Consider the following 15595-nt stretch of genomic DNA (forward strand, 5'->3'; position numbering starts at 1 on the left):
TATCTGCAATTCGATGTCAACAACTTTTTAAATTTATGTTAGCTGAACGATCGCTCGAATTAGCAACGAGATTAAATTTACCATGCTGAAAATAGAAAGTCAACGATTATTTTAAAATATATCCAAATTAAATTAAATTAAATAACTTCATACTATGAATCAATAATTCTATCAAACAGCAAATAACGCAACAAAATGCTGATACGCCAGTCTTTCAGTGGTAGTAACTTATATTTAAAACGTTAGATAAATAATAGTTAGTCAAAAACAATTTCGAACGAAACTTTCTTTCCCCAATTCTATTCGAGCTCTTCTTTGATTTAAAAAGAGGTGCCCGATTCTGCTTTTTGTAATAACGAGTATAAGAATCATGCACATTTTCAACGGCTTTTTAGAGGCTAATACAATCAGCTTCTTTGAGGATGGGATAATGAACTCCCGAACCGTTTTATTCGACGCACAGTCATTAAAAAACTGGCCATTCAATTATATTGAAGGGGCTGTCCGTTTTGCAATATCTCATCCCTTATTATTTTTAATTATTTCACTCAACTGAAATATTCCCTTTTCAATTTCATCCAGCGAAGCAAAACCATAGGACAGTCGTACAAATTGTCCTGCTTTTTCCTTATAAATACTTCCTGGATTGATGAGAATCCCTTTGGATAATGCTTTTTCAAATAGCTTTTTCACTTTAAAAGCAGGATTTATTTTCACCCATATAAAGAAGCTGCCTTTTGGAACATCCCAAGTGGCGACAGAACCTAAATATTTTTCCAATGCCTCTAAAGCTCTTTGTCGGCGAATCCTCAGTTGTTTTTGAACTTTTTCGATATGATGTTCATACAAACTGCTGGATAACCATTTCTCTGCTACAAGCTGAGATAATGTACTTGACCCGTAATCTAATTGCATTTTCAAGTCCGCTAACCGGTCAATAACAGGCTCTGGACCGACCAGCCAGCCGATGCGTAATCCAGGACTTAATGTCTTTGATAAGCTTCCAATATATAAGACATTGCCATGACGATCTTTGGCTTTTAATGGTTCTGGAGGTGCGTTATCCATCCATAAATCACGATACACATCATCTTCAATAACAGGAATCTGTTCTCTAATGCAGTATTCCATTAATTCTTCTCTTCTTCTGTCCTCCATTAAGATACCTGTTGGGTTATGAAAGGAAGGTATGGTATATAAAATATTTCTGCCCGTTTCCTTCGTTTGGTAAATAGAATCGACCTTAACGCCCTTGTTATCCATCGGCAACCCCTCGAGATCCATACCGGCTGACTGAAAAACAGATAACGAATAAAGGTAAGAAGGTTCTTCCAAGAATACCGTTGATTTATCCTTTAAAAGGCCAATGGAGATAAGATAGAGGGCTTGAAGCGCTCCAGAAACCACTAAGATGGATGATGGCGACACATCGATACCTCTTTCTTTCAAATAATTACTAATGGCCTCTCGCAGCTTTATATTCCCTTTTGGCTCTTCATACCCGAACGGGGTCAATTGTTTCGAAACTTTTTGGATGATATCCTGCATTTCTTCTAAAGGAAATAACTCTGGTGATAATTCCCCTTTACTTAATTGAATGAAACGATTATCTGATTCCGTTTCATTGATTTCTTGCACTGTAGAGACACTTGCCTTATGAATACCCTGCGTGACATTCCCATTCCAGTTTGTGGAAAGATGGTCTCCCATCAATGTCCATGTGTTATTGGTGACAACAGTCCCTTTTCCTGCTTTTCCTTCTATTAATCCATCTGCCATTAATTCCTCTAACGCTATGATAACCGTACTTCGATTGACTCCAAACATTCTTGCCAAATGACGCTGGCTCGGTATTTGGCTTCCAATCGCCCACTCTCCTTTAGAAATTTTCTCTTTTATAAAATCAATAATGATTTGATATTTGGGCTTTTTCATAGATACTCCTTTTCCAACCCTATTTAAACTGGTTGGATTTTTTCTATTTAAGCTGTTGCAGACATTCTAACACACTCATATTACCATAGGAAACACCGTTCGAAACTGGTTGTACTTAAAATAAATGAGGTGTACTTATGATAAAATCTTTCCATGTAAAAATCGCTTTTGCTCATTTGGTAACCATTATTTTATGGGCATCTGCATTTCCCGGAATCCGAGCTGCTCTGACTGCTTACTCCCCAGAGCATATATCCCTTTTACGATTATTAGTTGGATCATTGATGCTGATTCTTGCAGCTTTTATCAAAAGAATTCGTTTGCCGGAAATCAAAGATATACCCATTATTTTATTATTAGGTTTTCTGGGGTTCTCCGTCTATCAAACAGCACTAAATTATGGGGAACAAACGGTTAGTGCAGGGATTGCAAGTTTATTGGTCTCTACAACACCTATATTCGCTGCATTATTGGCTTTATTATTTTTCCGTGAAAAATTTGGCCTGTGGGGATGGATAGGCTCCTTTATCAGTTTTTGCGGGGTAGCTTTTATTGCTTTCGGTGACTCCGCCGGCAGCTTTTCATTTAACGCTGGCATTATCCTTATTTTAATCGCATCCCTTTCAGAAAGTATTTACTTTGTTTTTCAAAATGCTTACTTAAAAAAATATGGTTTTTTCGCATTCACGATATATACGATTTGGGCAGGCACGCTTTTCATGTTGATTTTTATGCCTGGACTTGGAGAGGCAATCATGAACGCGCCAATGGACGCAACACTGGCAGTGGTTTATCTGGGAATTTTTCCAACGGTTATTCCCTACTTCACTTTGGCCTACGTTACGTCCAAAACCGGGGCTTCCGAGGCAACGAGTTCACTTTATTTAACACCAGTGTTTGCTTTCCTTATTGCATGGGTTTGGTTGAATGAGATTCCTCATTTCCTTGCAATCGCGGGAGGCATGATTACTTTATCAGGGGTGTTTATGTCAAATATAAAGAGAGAGGATGAGTTACAGGTTAGCCAGACACCGTTAAAAAATTTATAAAAGCACAAAGAGAGAACCGGAGCTAAACTCAAGTAAACAAGTTTAGCTCCGATTCTCTCTGTTTATTTACAGCCATCCCTCTTGTAAACTCAGACAATGATATAGCGATAAAATCAATGGAGGAATAGCGCCTTATCGATTAGACGGAATTATCTTTTTTCAGACATAGGATATAAAGGATATTCCCATTGGTGCGTACATTCTTCCAGCATATAATATCCGCGTTCCTTGTTTGGCACAATACGCGAGCATTGCTGTGTCGGAATGGCTCCAGCCTCATTCTCATTGGCTATGTCAATCCACTCTTGATTTGCAGCCGCATCATACCGTACTGTTAATGTATTTCCATTCACGGTGATGGTTTGTCCGCCCTCTTTCTTTTCAGCATTATCCATAAACTGCTCTATCGCTTCCTCCAGGTTTTCCGTCTCGTCTGTTTCAGATGAAGGTTGTGTAGAATCTAAATAAACATCCTCCGTCCCTTTCCAAGTATGGAAACGAACAGAATCTGCTGTTAACCACTCTACATTTCCTAACCCCAAAGCATTTTCAGCATTGAAGCTTTCAGACGGATAGTCCCTGCGTCGAGCAACTATGCTAATGGATTGGTCATCCAGTTGTTTGCCGATAAAGCCAAATTTCGTCTTGTAAAAATTATAAGAATAGGTTGTCTCCCCAAGGGTAAAGCTGCGATGCTCGATTACTAGCGACTGCTGATCGTATGGTGAATCGATTTTTGTGTAACTATATTCCATCAACAAAACCATGAAGCCATGAAACAATATGATTGGTATAAAAATAACAAGCCCGGCAATTGTCCATATTTTAGGAAGGTTTGAACGAATAGGGAGCTTTGCACGAAAACCGATTGCAGCAAGAACGATCAGGTTTATAACCATAGGAATAACATATCCAGTTGGTTTTAAAAAAAGAAAATAATAATCGGTACCATGCATCATGATAAGAACCAAATCCATGATTCCTAAAACAAGGAGCGCCCATTTTGTTTTTGTCATAAGATTCCCCGTTCTTAGTTCATTTCTTGTGGAATGGTTTTCTTTTAACCCATTCGCCTTTATCAAAAGATTCTACTGAAACCAATACCCATTTCGCTTATTACGTGATTAATTTAAGCCCGATTACAGAGCATAAAACCATAGCGATAAAAACCATACGCCTCCAGTCTTTTGATTCTCCATAAAATATCATGCCGATAAGTGCGCCGCCGACAACACCAATCCCTGTCCAAATGGCGTAGCCTGTTCCCATAGGGATGAATTGTAAGGAATAACTCAGCAAAGCAAGACTTGAACCAAACCCTAAAATAAGTAGAATGACTGTTTGCCAATTCCGTTTTACAGAGAGCTGATTAATCATGGCAACACCAAATGTCTCCAGTAAGCCTGCGATAATTAAAGTAAACCAAGCCATCAGGATTCAGCTCCTTTCTCTGCCTTATCTGGTGTGACCAATTTCAAACCCATCACTCCAGCTAATAATGTTGCTATGAGAATTACTTTTTCCCATTTAAACGCTTCTCCAAAGAAAAGAAATCCTGCAATAACAGTACCTGCTGTCCCTAACCCTACAAAAATAGCATAAACCGTTCCTGCCGGCAGTACTTGTGCCGCTGTAATCATTAAATAATTACTAACAATAATACATATAACTGTGCCAGTCCATGTCCAAAAATCATATGCATGCGTTAAACCAATCACCCAAAAAATTTCCAAAAAAGCTGCAACGAATACTTTCATCCAATTTCGATTCACTGCAAACACCTCCACTTTTATTATTTCCAAAAAACGAATTAAAAAAAGCCCTGAGAGGCAACTGTACATACAGCTTCTCCCGGGCTTTTATCCCTCCGTGACACAGTAATTCACTGTGTGTTTTCTCTCGGACCAGACCAGCATTTGATGTGCGGAACCCTAGAAAACATTTTTTTCAACGTAATTTCTTATCATAATAGACGTTTTTTTTCTGCCATAAAAGCTTTCATTTAAAAAACCATATCAAAAAGAAGAAATTGATGCAACATTTTTACATACGTCAACTTTCCCCATCAACAAAGCGCAGCATCCCTCTATCAACCGATATAACATCCTCCTGATTAAAAATAATACAGGCTTTTCCACCAACATATTTATCAGACTCGAACTCCCCAAGAACAGTTACATAGCCTTTTTCAAAAAGATAAACAAGCTGTTTGTCATTTTCCTCCGATTCAAAAGCCGTTAAATCATTATGTAAATACGCTGTTATCGGTTTATCATATAACCGCATGTATCTCTCTTCCTTCCCCTCATTTTGTCCCTTTCTTCCATCGCTTTCTAACACATTTATTCCCCTATTTTGCTGCTTTGTCCCGATATACAAATATAGTAATAGCATTTAATAGGATGGTAACGATAAGCAGAACCGCTGCGGCAGAAACAACAGCACCTGCTGTATCCATCAGAGCAATCCAATCCTCTATTTTTACTAAATGATAGTTATAAGCTAACTGAAAACATAACGAAATAGCACAAGCACTCATGCTCGCAAGGGAAAACGCAGCCCAATTCTTTGGATTGTTTTTATCATATCTTGTGAGAATAATAACAGGAAGTATCCACGCAACGAGTCCAAGCAGAAGACTGCCTATATTAAGTAAACCGATCATAGCTGGTTCCTCTTTTCATTTTTCAAATGGGAGACGGGGCTTCCGTCTTGATATATGGAATAAGTCCACTCGCCATTTTATTACTTCATGTATAAAACATTGATAATCTTTTATTCATAACCGCCCTTAGCATCAGGTAACGCTTTATACGCATCCTTTTCCTTAACAACGCTAAATACATCATCGCGTAATCCGATAAATTCCTTTGTATCTTCAGTCGGTTCACAGTAAGCTCCAGAAACAGAATGTGTTATTGTTTCTCCGTTGACGATAATTTCCCACGCATCCTCTTCATGTGGTTCTACACTGCAAATCGTTCCGTCGACGGGTTCTGGAGTAAACTCTTTTGGTTCTTTTATATTGATTTCTTTCATTTTTTCATAAATTTGGTTCATTTCTTCCTCTGTTAAGCTGATTTCTGCAGTTGCTGTACCATTTTCTATTAAATCCTTCGTCACTGTGCCTTCGAAAGTGTTAATCTCATTATTTTTGCCCACACCAAACTGGATGGAAAAATCAAAGTCATCCGGCATACTTTCCGGCATATTGGCAACCGAATCAACGGGAGTCGTTTCAGGTTCGGGTTCATTTGTTTCCGGTTGACTGCACGCGTATAGAGAAAGCGTAAGCAGCATAAAAAGGAATAACTTCTTCATTAGATATACCCGCCTTTACTAAAGAATAGTATGGTATGCTCACTTATTTCAGTTCCAAAGCAATATTTCCCAAAGCTCCCGATCTTCTATGACTAAGTCATACGGATTTTTTATGTCCAGACAATGAATACTCCTCTTTTTAAAAAGAGCTAAATCTTCTTCGCCATTCCAAGATGTAAAATACTCAACAACTTGACTATTTTGAATTGCTTCGTCCATATAATTGTATAGTATAGTTAAACATTTCTCTTCTTCTGCAGGTCCTTTAATTTGATTGTTCAAAGGAATTTGATTAGCATATGCAGCTGCTTGATGCTTGTATGAAAAATGAGAACTATACGAAAACCTGCGTTTAATTGTGCTATCATAATTATTTTCAATTAAATAATCTTGGCTCATTGAAGTAAAGTCATTTAATTAATAATAGCCTATCAAAGATATAGATTAATAATCTGACATTTTAATATCCTTATTCGAACATTCACTGCAAATCACAGGAACGTTCTCCCACTCAAAACTTTTTCTAGGCATTGTTTGCGTCTTCAAATGGCTGGGAGGGAAATTCCACTTTATCCAGCACTTTTCACCTGTTTCTATGATTTTATCGCAATGATCACAATGGAATTTTTTATCTTTATTATTATACATAATGAAGCCGCTCCTCTCTATGGCGTCCTTTGGTTAAGAAAAATGATCCGCATTTATTTTCATCCTTTAGAAACTCCAAGGTGCTTCTATTGGTGTCTTGCTTAGAAGTCTTCCTGCGTATTATCGTATTCATTGCATTCGCTTCTCAACAAATAACAAAATTAATGTTGCTATCGGGCCTAATACAAGGGAAAGCAAGAACCAATTTAACCCTGTCCGATTCTTTCCCTGTGCAAGTCCGGCATTTATCAATGCCAGTGTGCCCCATCCTACAAAATATTGGTTATCCATCATTGATCCTCCCCTCTAAAATAATCAGCACATCAGCTGCCAACAACACACCACACTTTATTATTGTCATCACGTTCTCCTAAAATCCTATTAATGCATCCCATCCTATGACGGCCTCTTTCCCTCTATGTTAACTGTAGTCATGCTTTGCCTGTCAACTTCATAAGAAGCTGTCCAAGTACCTGATTCCCCCCCCCCCCTTTTTCCAGTGTTCTGTAAAGGTGACAATATACGTTTCATCCCCAATTTCTTCTGCATCTGTTTCCTTTGTAATGTGATAGCCTTCCACTGTACCTTCCCATTGTCCAATATTGTCAGGGAAGTCATCTGTTAACGTTCCTTCACCAGAAGTTGCAAAATCAACCGCATCTTCTTTGGTAAATGGGGGCATAGGCGGAGAGGTTACTTCTAAATAACCCCAGCTTATTCCAAGGCAAGCGATTGGGATAATCCAAAAAGGTTTAACGCTCTTTTTCTTCCTCTTTCTTCTGTCTAGCCACTTATCAAACATCCCATAGATGATGGCGGCTGGCATTCCGTATAAGGCAGCCATTCCATCTTGAAAGATGATGCCATTAGCCAGTCCGAAAAAGCCGAGAATCAACACATACAGCCAGTCATGTTGACGAAACCACTTACTTTGCAAATATTCTATTGCTATTGCCACCGCGTTTCCATAAATCAGGATAATCATCCCAATATACAGGGCATAAACGGTAAACCAGCCCATGAATTGATTTCCGCGATGGTATGCAGATTCAAACCCATTTATAAAATGAATAACAATAAACAATGCCGATAGAAAGATGGTGGTCACAAAGGTTGCGCTTAGCTTTCTTAGAAAGAGGCTTTCTAAATTATTTTCCATATGTATTTACTCCTGACGCTTCGTAATTCATTTGAGTTTCACACTGTAAAACCGCATTGCTTTGGGAACACCTTTTATTTCAAAAACGCCCTTCAAAATTAAACGTCTTACGCTATACTCCACAAACATATCGCTAATATATTGATCTAAATAGCCGATCACCTCGCCAATAAGACGTGCTGATAGGATGAATTCCGTATTCTTTTGCTCCTGATGCAGCATTTTTGCTTTGTTGATTATCAAGTCGTCATAATAGCTTTCATCTACACTTTTTATATCTCTATTTTCCCATATCCTCAGAGCTTCTTGTGTAGCAGCTAATGCTTGCCATTTCTGCTCGAATTTTTCCCGCTGCTCTTTGCTTAAAGCAGGTGTCTTACTGCTATTTTGATAAATCAACTGCAGCTTTTCAGACATGATTTCCCCGGTGTGCAACGGATAATTATCCTTTTCTGGAATATTGAATTGTTTTTTATACTGTTTCGTTGTGTTTATAGCGGTTATATCATTCCTTTTATCTCTCAATAAATACAGAACATAGCTTAAAGCAATCTGTTCATGAGCGTTTTCCCCAGTCCAAATGATAATAGACGCCGTTTCAGGGATAGCACTTATCATGGAGAGTGTACGGTTGAAATGATGTCGGTATTCATCTAGATAATCATCATCCAGGATAAGATGGTTTTTTAGCCATTCCTCCCTGTAGTCAAGTCCCGCTTGATTATGCAACTGCCAAATTGGGCCGATTGAAAAGACATCTGAAAAGGAGATAACCATTTCTTCATCTTGTAATCCCATTTCTTTTAATACCCATTTCAAGCTTCCAGCCGCGGAATCATCAAAGAGGATATGCACAACTTTATCATTGGTACTATTTTTTATTTTTGTTTGGCCTCTTTTGACATTTAGAAAATCATGGTATGTTTTCTTCAAGTCTGCTACAAACTGCTCCTCCGTATATTGGTCTGATTCTTCAAGCATATGGATTCGAAAAAAGGTTTGAAATAAAAGGGACTTCACTTCCTCTTCCCCAGCATGATTAAGGGTTCCTTTTAATTCATCGATCAATGTATCTCCCACCTTTATAGGTTTTATTACGATAGCGCCTATTATCTCTTAATTAAACGTAACTGCTCGATCACATAAGAATTTTTTTCATAATCCTCTATCATTCATTTCAACTATTTCCATACATTCACGTTACACGAAATTGCTTATTGATGTAAATACTTATTAAGAGATAACTTCATACTCCCTTTTCTAACTAATAAAAAATCTTTATAGAACGGATCTGTTTCTATCAATACCCTTGCCTATTTTGCTTGTGCATTTTTAAACCAGCAAAATTGCCCGGCATGCTTTATCCGAGCATGCCGGGTAATTTTTTAGTATGTGTTCAAAAAGCAGCCACGTTTTTCAAACATCCTCCTTTTTTCAAAACTTCTCCCGATAATTCGCCAAAGCAAGCAACGGAAACAAATATTCATAGCTATGGTAATGAATATAAAACCCTCCAGGAAGCCCCTGCCCCTTCGGATAGGCTGTTGTCCAATCCACTTTTTCCGCCGTCTCCAGCAAATACGCAATACCCCGCTTGATTTCCGGCGTTGCTTTTCCTTCTGCAGCAATCAGTGCATCTAACGCCCAGGCGGTATGTGTACGCGTGCTTTCCTTGAGCGGGACATATTTTTTCTCTATATCACTTTTACACGACTCTCCCCAGCCGCCATCCTGATTTTGAATGGCGTATAACCATTGGATCGCTTTTTGCATCTGCGGATGATTGCTGCGTGTTTTAACCGCTGCTAATCCTGTAATCGCCGACCAGGTTCCGTAGATATAACAAATCCCCCATCTGCCATACCAGGATCCATCCTTTTCCTGATTTTGCAGAAGCCACTTCATGCCGCGTTTTATAAAAGGCTGATACGTATCTGTATGCGTGTCATTTCCAAAGAACTCCAATGTCCTCCCTGTTAAATCTGCCGTTGATGGATCCAGCAGCATCGATCCTCCCCCTTCAATCGGCAGCCAGGAAAGCAATGTATTATCTACATTCTTCTCAAAGGCCGGCCAGCCGCCATCACCATTCTGCATGGAGACTGCCCACTGAATTCCACGGTCCCAGGCTTGTCGATAGACGGGGGTGTGACGGGCAAAGGAACGAATAGACCTCAACGCAGCTGTTGTATCGTCCAGATCAGGATTGAACGTATTGATATGAGAGAAACCCCATCCGCCCGGTGTCACATCCTGGTTATGGATGCTCCAATCGCCGTACTTCATCTGTTGTCTCCCAAGTAAATACTGATTTGCCTTCTTAATTACCGTGGCAGAGGGGGATACACCAGCCTTTTGCAAAGCATGGCTGATTAAAGCCGTATTCCAGACGTTTGCTGTCGTATACTGCATGTGCGTTTGTTTTCCAATGCTGGTTTGAAAAGCTTTTAGTCCCTCTACTGCCTTGATAATAATCGGATCCTTTTTCGAATAGCCCCTGGCCATCAGAGCAAATATCATCAAAAATGTTGCACTGAAATAGCTGTAAAATGTCCCGTCTGATTCCCTTCGATTCAGCATATACTCCTCTGCACGCTGCAAGGCTAATTCATGGAGCTCTTCCGGCTTTCCTATCAGACTGCTAATTCCTCGTTGAAAAGGGGTTTGAAAGGAGCGCCAATCGTTTAACTCCGTTTCCCAATCGCCGTCATCTTCCCGTTGTAAAAATAAATCGGACAAATCAGGCGAACGCTTTGTCTTTCGGCTGAATTTATAATCTGCCGTAATTAATATAGGAACCAAATTGGACCGTGCATATAACGATAAGTCAAATAGATTAAGTGGAAAAGAAACTGGAAAAAGAATGAATTTAACTGGAACAGGAAGATAACGCGGCCATTTATACTGCCCTGTCAGAGCTAACATGACCTTTGCAAACATATTGATTTCTTTTAAGCCCCCATGCCGCTGGATAAACCTTGTGGCCAAACGTATCTCCCGGTCCTCCTCTTTTCGGCGGCCGGAATAAAGGAGCGCATAACAGGCCTCTACCGTTGCTGTGAGGTTCCCTTCCACTTCATCGTGGAATATTTTCCAGGCGCCATTTTTCCCTTGTTTACGAAGGATCCTGCTTACCAGCGCATCGATAAGGTCCTCATCATCCATTTCCAATGTACGCAAGAGGATAATCATATAACAATCTGTGGAAATCCCTGTTTCAAAGGGATACGCCCAGGAACCATCGTGCTCTTGTTCTTTTGTAAGCCTGTCAACCAGACGATTGATTTCTACATCTATCTTTTCCTTCATCAGAAAACCTCTCTTATAAGAACCGTTTTTCCTATACATATGAGACACCGTGTAAGCATATTCCTTAGAGAGGGAGGAGACTGGATGACAATTGGCTGTTTCAAAAAAAGAAAAGTGTATGAAAAGTCTGTTCTTGAGATAAAAAAAGAACTGAAGAATATAAGGAATCCAAAAGCAAACGGCCTATCCGTATCCATGCTTCCTAAAAGAGAGCAGGTATTCATTCAACGCATTCATCAACTGACAATTAAATGGAATAAAAATAATGTCACCCGGACACAAGCCTACTTCGATTTTTATATGCAGTACCCAGAAATCCATTGGGCTTTATTAGGGCATATGGTATCACGCAACGGCGGTTGGAACATGACTGATTTGAAAGGCGACCTCCTATCGCGTTTGTTATCCGAAAAAGAACAAAAAAACTTCTATTTATTTTTAGAACGGGGAAATTGGTTAATATTCCAGGATGTTTATCCGCAATTATTGCTGTATCAGCAAAGTGTAAGAATGAATCAAAATCTTTTTCACCTTCTTCCTTTCTTGAATGTCTCTGTATTTATGGAAGTGGTATGGAATCATTTTTGGGAGCATGGTGACCGTTATCTGTTAGCCATCGCAACCATTATTAATGAACAAAGCTATTTAGAAAAAAGAGTGGTGCATCATCCTCATTTTAAAGAAACGGTATTAGATACATTGGGTTTTAAGCTGTATGATTTTTTACGCTTTAATCATGTTATTTTCCCGCATTATCACCTTGGAAAAATAGAAAAGAAGCCCGTATTAATCGGTGATACCCTGCACCATTTCGGCTCTCTCCATGAGCGGATTATGCTGGGAAAACGTTTATATGCCATCCTTTTTCAACAAAAATCTGTCTTAAAAGATATTCTGCTATGGGCAGGGAAGCATCCGCATACAGGCTCCCGAGCCGATTATTGGAAGGATTTGTTTCATTCTGTGAATGAATCTGCACCGGGTACGGTCTATCGGCGAAGAACAAGGCATTGTGAACGCAGAAAAGGAGCTCCCCGAATCTATAGCCCTCCATTTAAATATGCTTGGAAAAACGTTAACAACTCCCCGGCTGAAAGAGGAGACTGGTTTAACGATGTAAGTGTGATTGATTATTTCGTAGAAGAAGAAAAAAATACAGGTGGGGAAATTCATGAAAAATACTGCAAGGCAATGGAAAAAATCGAGCTTATCATCATTGCAAAAAAGGCGATCTTCCTCAGACAGGAGTAAAGAACAGCAGGCGTATGTCATCGCAGCTCTCTTTTCTTCCATCGTCGGGACCTATTTAGATTTATTTTTTGTCGGCATCGGCATGTATCACTTTCCTATGCGGCTTTTCCCAGAAATATTTACAGTCAATATTGCCTTTACACTGCTGATTCTTCCTGTTTCCGTCATTTTATTCTTGTACCTGGCCAATCGGATGAGGATTCTTCCGCGGTGCATAATGATCCTTACGATTAGTACAGCGGTCATTTTTATCGAAAAAACCGCTGAAAAGCTGGGAGGATTTATGCCTCATCCAGATTGGAATCATGCCTATTCCTTTTTCGGGTATATGCTTTTCCTCATGATTGTTTGGATAATTTTTCGGTTTTTTCAGGTGAAAATTTGAAAAGCTGGTATTTACTCGTCCTCCTAATCATAGAAATGATGAGGAGGTGGCGTGATGCGGAATCGAAAAATTTCTATATTGCTGTTAGCAGCTACATATGTTGGAACGGTTATTGGGGCAGGCTTTTCTTCAGGGAAAGAAATTGTTACGTTTTTTAGTGTCTATGGAGCTTTAGGGACCGTCGGCATTGCAATCAGCGGAGTCTTGTTTATTCTGATTGGAACTAAAATAATGATTATATCAGCCCGAATTGGGGCCTATTCTTACCAGGATTTAAATGAATATCTCTTTGGAAGAAAGATTGCCAAAGTGATTAATCTTTTTATTTTCTTCGTTGTTATTGGCGTCACTTCTGTCATGCTTTCCGGGGCTGGCGCTGTATTTCATGAACAGCTCGGTCTTCCATTTCAATTAGGAGTGATCCTTACACTCATTCTCTCTTATATCGTTGTCATGAAAGGATTAAATGGATTATTTGCCATCAACTCCTATATTGTGCCACTAATGCTTCTTTTCGTCCTGTTTGTAGCAGGCTCTATCGCGGGAGAGCATCCGTATCTGCTGGCAGAAAAACTCCTACCTGTTCAGTTATCGGACAACCTTTCTTGGGCAGGCTCTCCTTTTGCCTATGCAGCATTTAATCTGATGACAGCACAGGTTGTTCTTGTACCATTGGGAAAGGAAATTCAGGATGAACACGTTTTACGCTGGGGCGGATTTTTGGGTGGAATGGCTTTATTTTTCATCCTATTACTAATCCATTTTTCATTGTCCGTCTTTCCGCAAACATTTCCTTATGAAATACCGATGGCCGAGATTGTCCAACATTTCGGAGCCCTTATTCATATTCTGTTCTTAATCGTTATTTACGGCGAGATTTTCAATACAGTGGTCGGGAATGTGTTTGGAATCACACGACAACTGCAGTCGGCATTTCGTCTTCGTTATCAACATGCTGTCCTGGTAATTCTGTTTGTTGTCTTTTTAATCAGCCAGGTGGGATATGGAAAATTACTGTCGGTATTGTACCCGTTGTTTGGTTATCTGGGGTTGTTCTTTCTGTTGTGGTTATTGATTAAAAGAATGCCTGAGAAATAAAGCAGGGATAATAAAGTAAATAGATATTTCATTTTATTTTAATATGAATTCGCTTATACTTCAAATAAGGATGGTGCTTGAATTGCTTGTATCAGATAGGAATTTCAACACCTATGAAGCATTTGAAGAGAAACGACAACAAACCGATGAGATATTAGAATATATCGATGGAATTATTTACATTTCTCCTTCTCCAAGCATAACACATCAAAGAATGGCTTCTTTTCTTCATGGTGAACTTCATAACTTATTAAAAAATAGCGGTTGCGAAGTATTTTCCGCACCAACGGATGTCCTGTTTGAACAAAGCGGGAATGATCATAATAAAAATAAAAGGGTTGTTCCCGACTTATTTGTGACATGTAACCCCTAATTTTTGAAGAACTCTTTGAGATTGCGTATTTTCAACCATACACGATGCCTCAATCTTATTTACTTCCATATTTTCAAATTTAAACTTAATTACCTTAGAAACAGCTTCAACGATTAAACCTTTTCTCCAATAATCCTTTGATAATATAAATCCTGTTTCATCCCTATAATGAAAAGTTGGCCAGGCAACAAAATCTATGGTTCTTATCACTTTCTTAATTTCTTTGTATTCAATTGCCCAAGGAGGTAAATTCCCTTAACTATATAATGAGTAAGAATATAATTCAAAAACTTATTTGTATCATTACTCTCACACCGCTTCCCCAATCTTTGTCATAGAAAAATTACGTTCCTGCTGATGGATTTCCCAACGAAATTAAACATAAAAAACCCGAAGGTCCAGCGGCAATATACCGGGGAGACCTTCAAGTTTGGGAATGTTACTTTTTATAAGAAACGTTAATTTTATATACGCACTTCATTCTCTCTACTTTCATTATACTATTCTTTCTAAATTATTTATAGACTATTCTTTCTAAAATTCCGAGACTATACTATTATATACAAGCCTAAAATACGAGGGGATGTTTCCGTATGAATAACGAAAAAGATGTCTTAGATTTGGGTCCTTTTTTCCATGGTACTAAAACAAAATTAAAAATTGGAGATTTATTAGAACCACATTTCTTATCAAATTACCAAGACAAAAAATCTAACCATATATATTTTACTGCAACATTAGATGCTGCTAAATGGGGCGCTGAATTAGCAACATCTAAATCAAAAGAAAGAATTTATATTGTAGAACCTTTGGGTGATTTTGAAAATGATCCGAACTTAACTGACAAAAGGTTTCCTGGAAACCCCACACGTTCTTATAGATCTAAATCCCCTTTAAAAATAATAGCTGAATTAGGTTCCTGGCAAAGACATTCCGATGAAGAAATAAATCATATGCTTACATCTTTAAAAAAGCTGACGGAAGAAGGAAAAAATGTAATATACGATTAAGCCTTAAAATTTATAAAGCATGACCCAAGTAAACCAAAAATTAAGCCTCCAATTGAG

19 protein-coding genes and 1 riboswitch are annotated in these 15595 nt (G+C 38.7%); of the genes, 6 read left to right on the forward strand and 13 right to left on the reverse strand.

The genetic code is table 11. The features are described 5' to 3' along the window. Window positions 1-519 precede the first annotated feature (519 nt). Entirely contained in the window at window positions 520-1935 is a 1416-nt protein-coding gene (pdxR, locus tag ACZSMY_RS21650; protein ID WP_042531097.1) for a MocR-like pyridoxine biosynthesis transcription factor PdxR, read from the reverse strand. A gap of 137 nt (window positions 1936-2072) precedes the next feature. On the opposite strand from pdxR, the gene ACZSMY_RS21655 reads away from it, so the two are divergent. Further along, window positions 2073-2984 (forward strand): DMT family transporter, encoded by a 912-nt coding sequence (locus tag ACZSMY_RS21655; RefSeq protein ID WP_042531095.1) that lies wholly within the window; start codon window positions 2073-2075, stop codon window positions 2982-2984. A 149-nt stretch (window positions 2985-3133) separates the two neighbouring features. Here ACZSMY_RS21655 and ACZSMY_RS21660 read toward each other — a convergent pair whose 3' ends face one another. The 11 genes from ACZSMY_RS21660 to shc all read right to left on the reverse strand — a co-directional run bounded on the left by ACZSMY_RS21660 (window position 3134) and on the right by shc (window position 11421). Then, window positions 3134-4000, reverse strand: a complete 867-nt coding sequence (locus tag ACZSMY_RS21660; protein ID WP_193064949.1) for a hypothetical protein — start codon at window positions 3998-4000, stop codon at window positions 3134-3136. 100 nt (window positions 4001-4100) lie between these two features. Next, window positions 4101-4415, reverse strand: a complete 315-nt coding sequence (locus ACZSMY_RS21665; protein ID WP_193064948.1) for a DMT family transporter — start codon at window positions 4413-4415, stop codon at window positions 4101-4103. Then, the gene (locus tag ACZSMY_RS21670; protein ID WP_042535888.1) at window positions 4415-4756 is read right to left on the reverse strand and encodes a DMT family transporter; all 342 of its coding nucleotides are present in this window, start codon (window positions 4754-4756) and stop codon (window positions 4415-4417) included. Before ACZSMY_RS21670 ends, ACZSMY_RS21665 begins: the two co-directional genes overlap by 1 nt. A 74-nt stretch (window positions 4757-4830) precedes the next feature. Further along, a riboswitch (guanidine-I (ykkC/yxkD leader) is annotated at window positions 4831-4930 on the reverse strand. A 106-nt stretch (window positions 4931-5036) separates the two neighbouring features. Next, window positions 5037-5324, reverse strand: coding sequence for a hypothetical protein (locus tag ACZSMY_RS21675; RefSeq protein WP_212929430.1), 288 nt, complete (start codon window positions 5322-5324; stop codon window positions 5037-5039). 10 nt (window positions 5325-5334) lie between these two features. Then, window positions 5335-5649 carry a hypothetical protein gene (locus ACZSMY_RS21680; RefSeq protein ID WP_042531090.1) on the reverse strand — a complete coding sequence of 105 codons (315 nt, stop codon included), beginning with the start codon at window positions 5647-5649 and terminating at the stop codon, window positions 5335-5337. 110 nt (window positions 5650-5759) lie between these two features. Next, complete coding sequence (locus ACZSMY_RS21685) at window positions 5760-6305, reverse strand: hypothetical protein (protein ID WP_052484948.1); 546 nt, start codon at window positions 6303-6305, stop codon at window positions 5760-5762. Between the two features lie 48 nt (window positions 6306-6353). Next, window positions 6354-6704, reverse strand: coding sequence for a hypothetical protein (locus ACZSMY_RS21690; protein ID WP_175297019.1), 351 nt, complete (start codon window positions 6702-6704; stop codon window positions 6354-6356). A 378-nt stretch (window positions 6705-7082) separates the two neighbouring features. Then, window positions 7083-7247 (reverse strand): hypothetical protein, encoded by a 165-nt coding sequence (locus tag ACZSMY_RS21695; protein ID WP_175296989.1) that lies wholly within the window; start codon window positions 7245-7247, stop codon window positions 7083-7085. 157 nt (window positions 7248-7404) lie between these two features. Continuing rightward, window positions 7405-8112 carry a hypothetical protein gene (locus ACZSMY_RS21700; protein ID WP_465148283.1) on the reverse strand — a complete coding sequence of 236 codons (708 nt, stop codon included), beginning with the start codon at window positions 8110-8112 and terminating at the stop codon, window positions 7405-7407. A 27-nt stretch (window positions 8113-8139) separates the two neighbouring features. Then, window positions 8140-9180, reverse strand: coding sequence for a DUF1835 domain-containing protein (locus ACZSMY_RS21705; protein WP_465148284.1), 1041 nt, complete (start codon window positions 9178-9180; stop codon window positions 8140-8142). A gap of 366 nt (window positions 9181-9546) precedes the next feature. Beyond that, the gene (gene shc, locus ACZSMY_RS21710) at window positions 9547-11421 is read right to left on the reverse strand and encodes a squalene--hopene cyclase (RefSeq protein WP_465148285.1); all 1875 of its coding nucleotides are present in this window, start codon (window positions 11419-11421) and stop codon (window positions 9547-9549) included. Window positions 11422-11505: 84 nt separating this feature from the next. On the opposite strand from shc, the gene ACZSMY_RS21715 reads away from it, so the two are divergent. The 4 genes from ACZSMY_RS21715 to ACZSMY_RS21730 all read left to right on the forward strand — a co-directional run bounded on the left by ACZSMY_RS21715 (window position 11506) and on the right by ACZSMY_RS21730 (window position 14528). Then, window positions 11506-12672 carry a DUF2515 domain-containing protein gene (locus ACZSMY_RS21715; RefSeq protein WP_465148286.1) on the forward strand — a complete coding sequence of 389 codons (1167 nt, stop codon included), beginning with the start codon at window positions 11506-11508 and terminating at the stop codon, window positions 12670-12672. Next, entirely contained in the window at window positions 12593-13057 is a 465-nt protein-coding gene (locus ACZSMY_RS21720; RefSeq protein WP_368901980.1) for a CBO0543 family protein, read from the forward strand. Before ACZSMY_RS21715 ends, ACZSMY_RS21720 begins: the two co-directional genes overlap by 80 nt. A 54-nt stretch (window positions 13058-13111) precedes the next feature. Beyond that, complete coding sequence (locus tag ACZSMY_RS21725; protein ID WP_368901979.1) at window positions 13112-14155, forward strand: hypothetical protein; 1044 nt, start codon at window positions 13112-13114, stop codon at window positions 14153-14155. Window positions 14156-14237: 82 nt separating this feature from the next. Further along, window positions 14238-14528 (forward strand): Uma2 family endonuclease, encoded by a 291-nt coding sequence (locus ACZSMY_RS21730; RefSeq protein ID WP_052484947.1) that lies wholly within the window; start codon window positions 14238-14240, stop codon window positions 14526-14528. Here the strand turns inward: ACZSMY_RS21730 and ACZSMY_RS21735 are convergent. After that, window positions 14505-14738, reverse strand: coding sequence for a GNAT family N-acetyltransferase (locus ACZSMY_RS21735; protein WP_368901978.1), 234 nt, complete (start codon window positions 14736-14738; stop codon window positions 14505-14507). The two genes, ACZSMY_RS21730 and ACZSMY_RS21735, sit on opposite strands and share 24 nt — an antisense overlap. Window positions 14739-15121: 383 nt before the next feature. Between ACZSMY_RS21735 and arr the strand changes: the two genes are divergently transcribed. Then, the gene (gene arr / locus ACZSMY_RS21740; RefSeq protein WP_368901977.1) at window positions 15122-15538 is read left to right on the forward strand and encodes an NAD(+)--rifampin ADP-ribosyltransferase; all 417 of its coding nucleotides are present in this window, start codon (window positions 15122-15124) and stop codon (window positions 15536-15538) included. Window positions 15539-15595: the final 57 nt, after the last annotated feature.

It is taken from the genome of Oceanobacillus sp. B139/18 (assembly GCF_055524595.1).

Bases quoted from the DNA above. Each gene is read 5' to 3' on its own strand.
- pdxR (WP_042531097.1), bottom strand. From the start codon at position 1,935: ATGAAAAAGCCCAAATATCAAATCATTATTGATTTTATAAAAGAGAAA.
- ACZSMY_RS21715 (WP_465148286.1), top strand. From the start codon at position 11,506: ATGACAATTGGCTGTTTCAAAAAAAGAAAAGTGTATGAAAAGTCTGTT.
- ACZSMY_RS21725 (WP_368901979.1), top strand. From the start codon at position 13,112: ATGCGGAATCGAAAAATTTCTATATTGCTGTTAGCAGCTACATATGTT.
- arr (WP_368901977.1), top strand. From the start codon at position 15,122: ATGAATAACGAAAAAGATGTCTTAGATTTGGGTCCTTTTTTCCATGGT.
- ACZSMY_RS21695 (WP_175296989.1), bottom strand. From the start codon at position 7,247: ATGATGGATAACCAATATTTTGTAGGATGGGGCACACTGGCATTGATA.
- ACZSMY_RS21685 (WP_052484948.1), bottom strand. From the start codon at position 6,305: ATGAAGAAGTTATTCCTTTTTATGCTGCTTACGCTTTCTCTATACGCG.
- ACZSMY_RS21660 (WP_193064949.1), bottom strand. From the start codon at position 4,000: ATGACAAAAACAAAATGGGCGCTCCTTGTTTTAGGAATCATGGATTTG.
- ACZSMY_RS21700 (WP_465148283.1), bottom strand. From the start codon at position 8,112: ATGGAAAATAATTTAGAAAGCCTCTTTCTAAGAAAGCTAAGCGCAACC.
- ACZSMY_RS21690 (WP_175297019.1), bottom strand. From the start codon at position 6,704: ATGAGCCAAGATTATTTAATTGAAAATAATTATGATAGCACAATTAAA.
- ACZSMY_RS21665 (WP_193064948.1), bottom strand. From the start codon at position 4,415: ATGGCTTGGTTTACTTTAATTATCGCAGGCTTACTGGAGACATTTGGT.
- shc (WP_465148285.1), bottom strand. From the start codon at position 11,421: ATGAAGGAAAAGATAGATGTAGAAATCAATCGTCTGGTTGACAGGCTT.
- ACZSMY_RS21720 (WP_368901980.1), top strand. From the start codon at position 12,593: ATGAAAAATACTGCAAGGCAATGGAAAAAATCGAGCTTATCATCATTG.
- ACZSMY_RS21655 (WP_042531095.1), top strand. From the start codon at position 2,073: ATGATAAAATCTTTCCATGTAAAAATCGCTTTTGCTCATTTGGTAACC.
- ACZSMY_RS21680 (WP_042531090.1), bottom strand. From the start codon at position 5,649: ATGATCGGTTTACTTAATATAGGCAGTCTTCTGCTTGGACTCGTTGCG.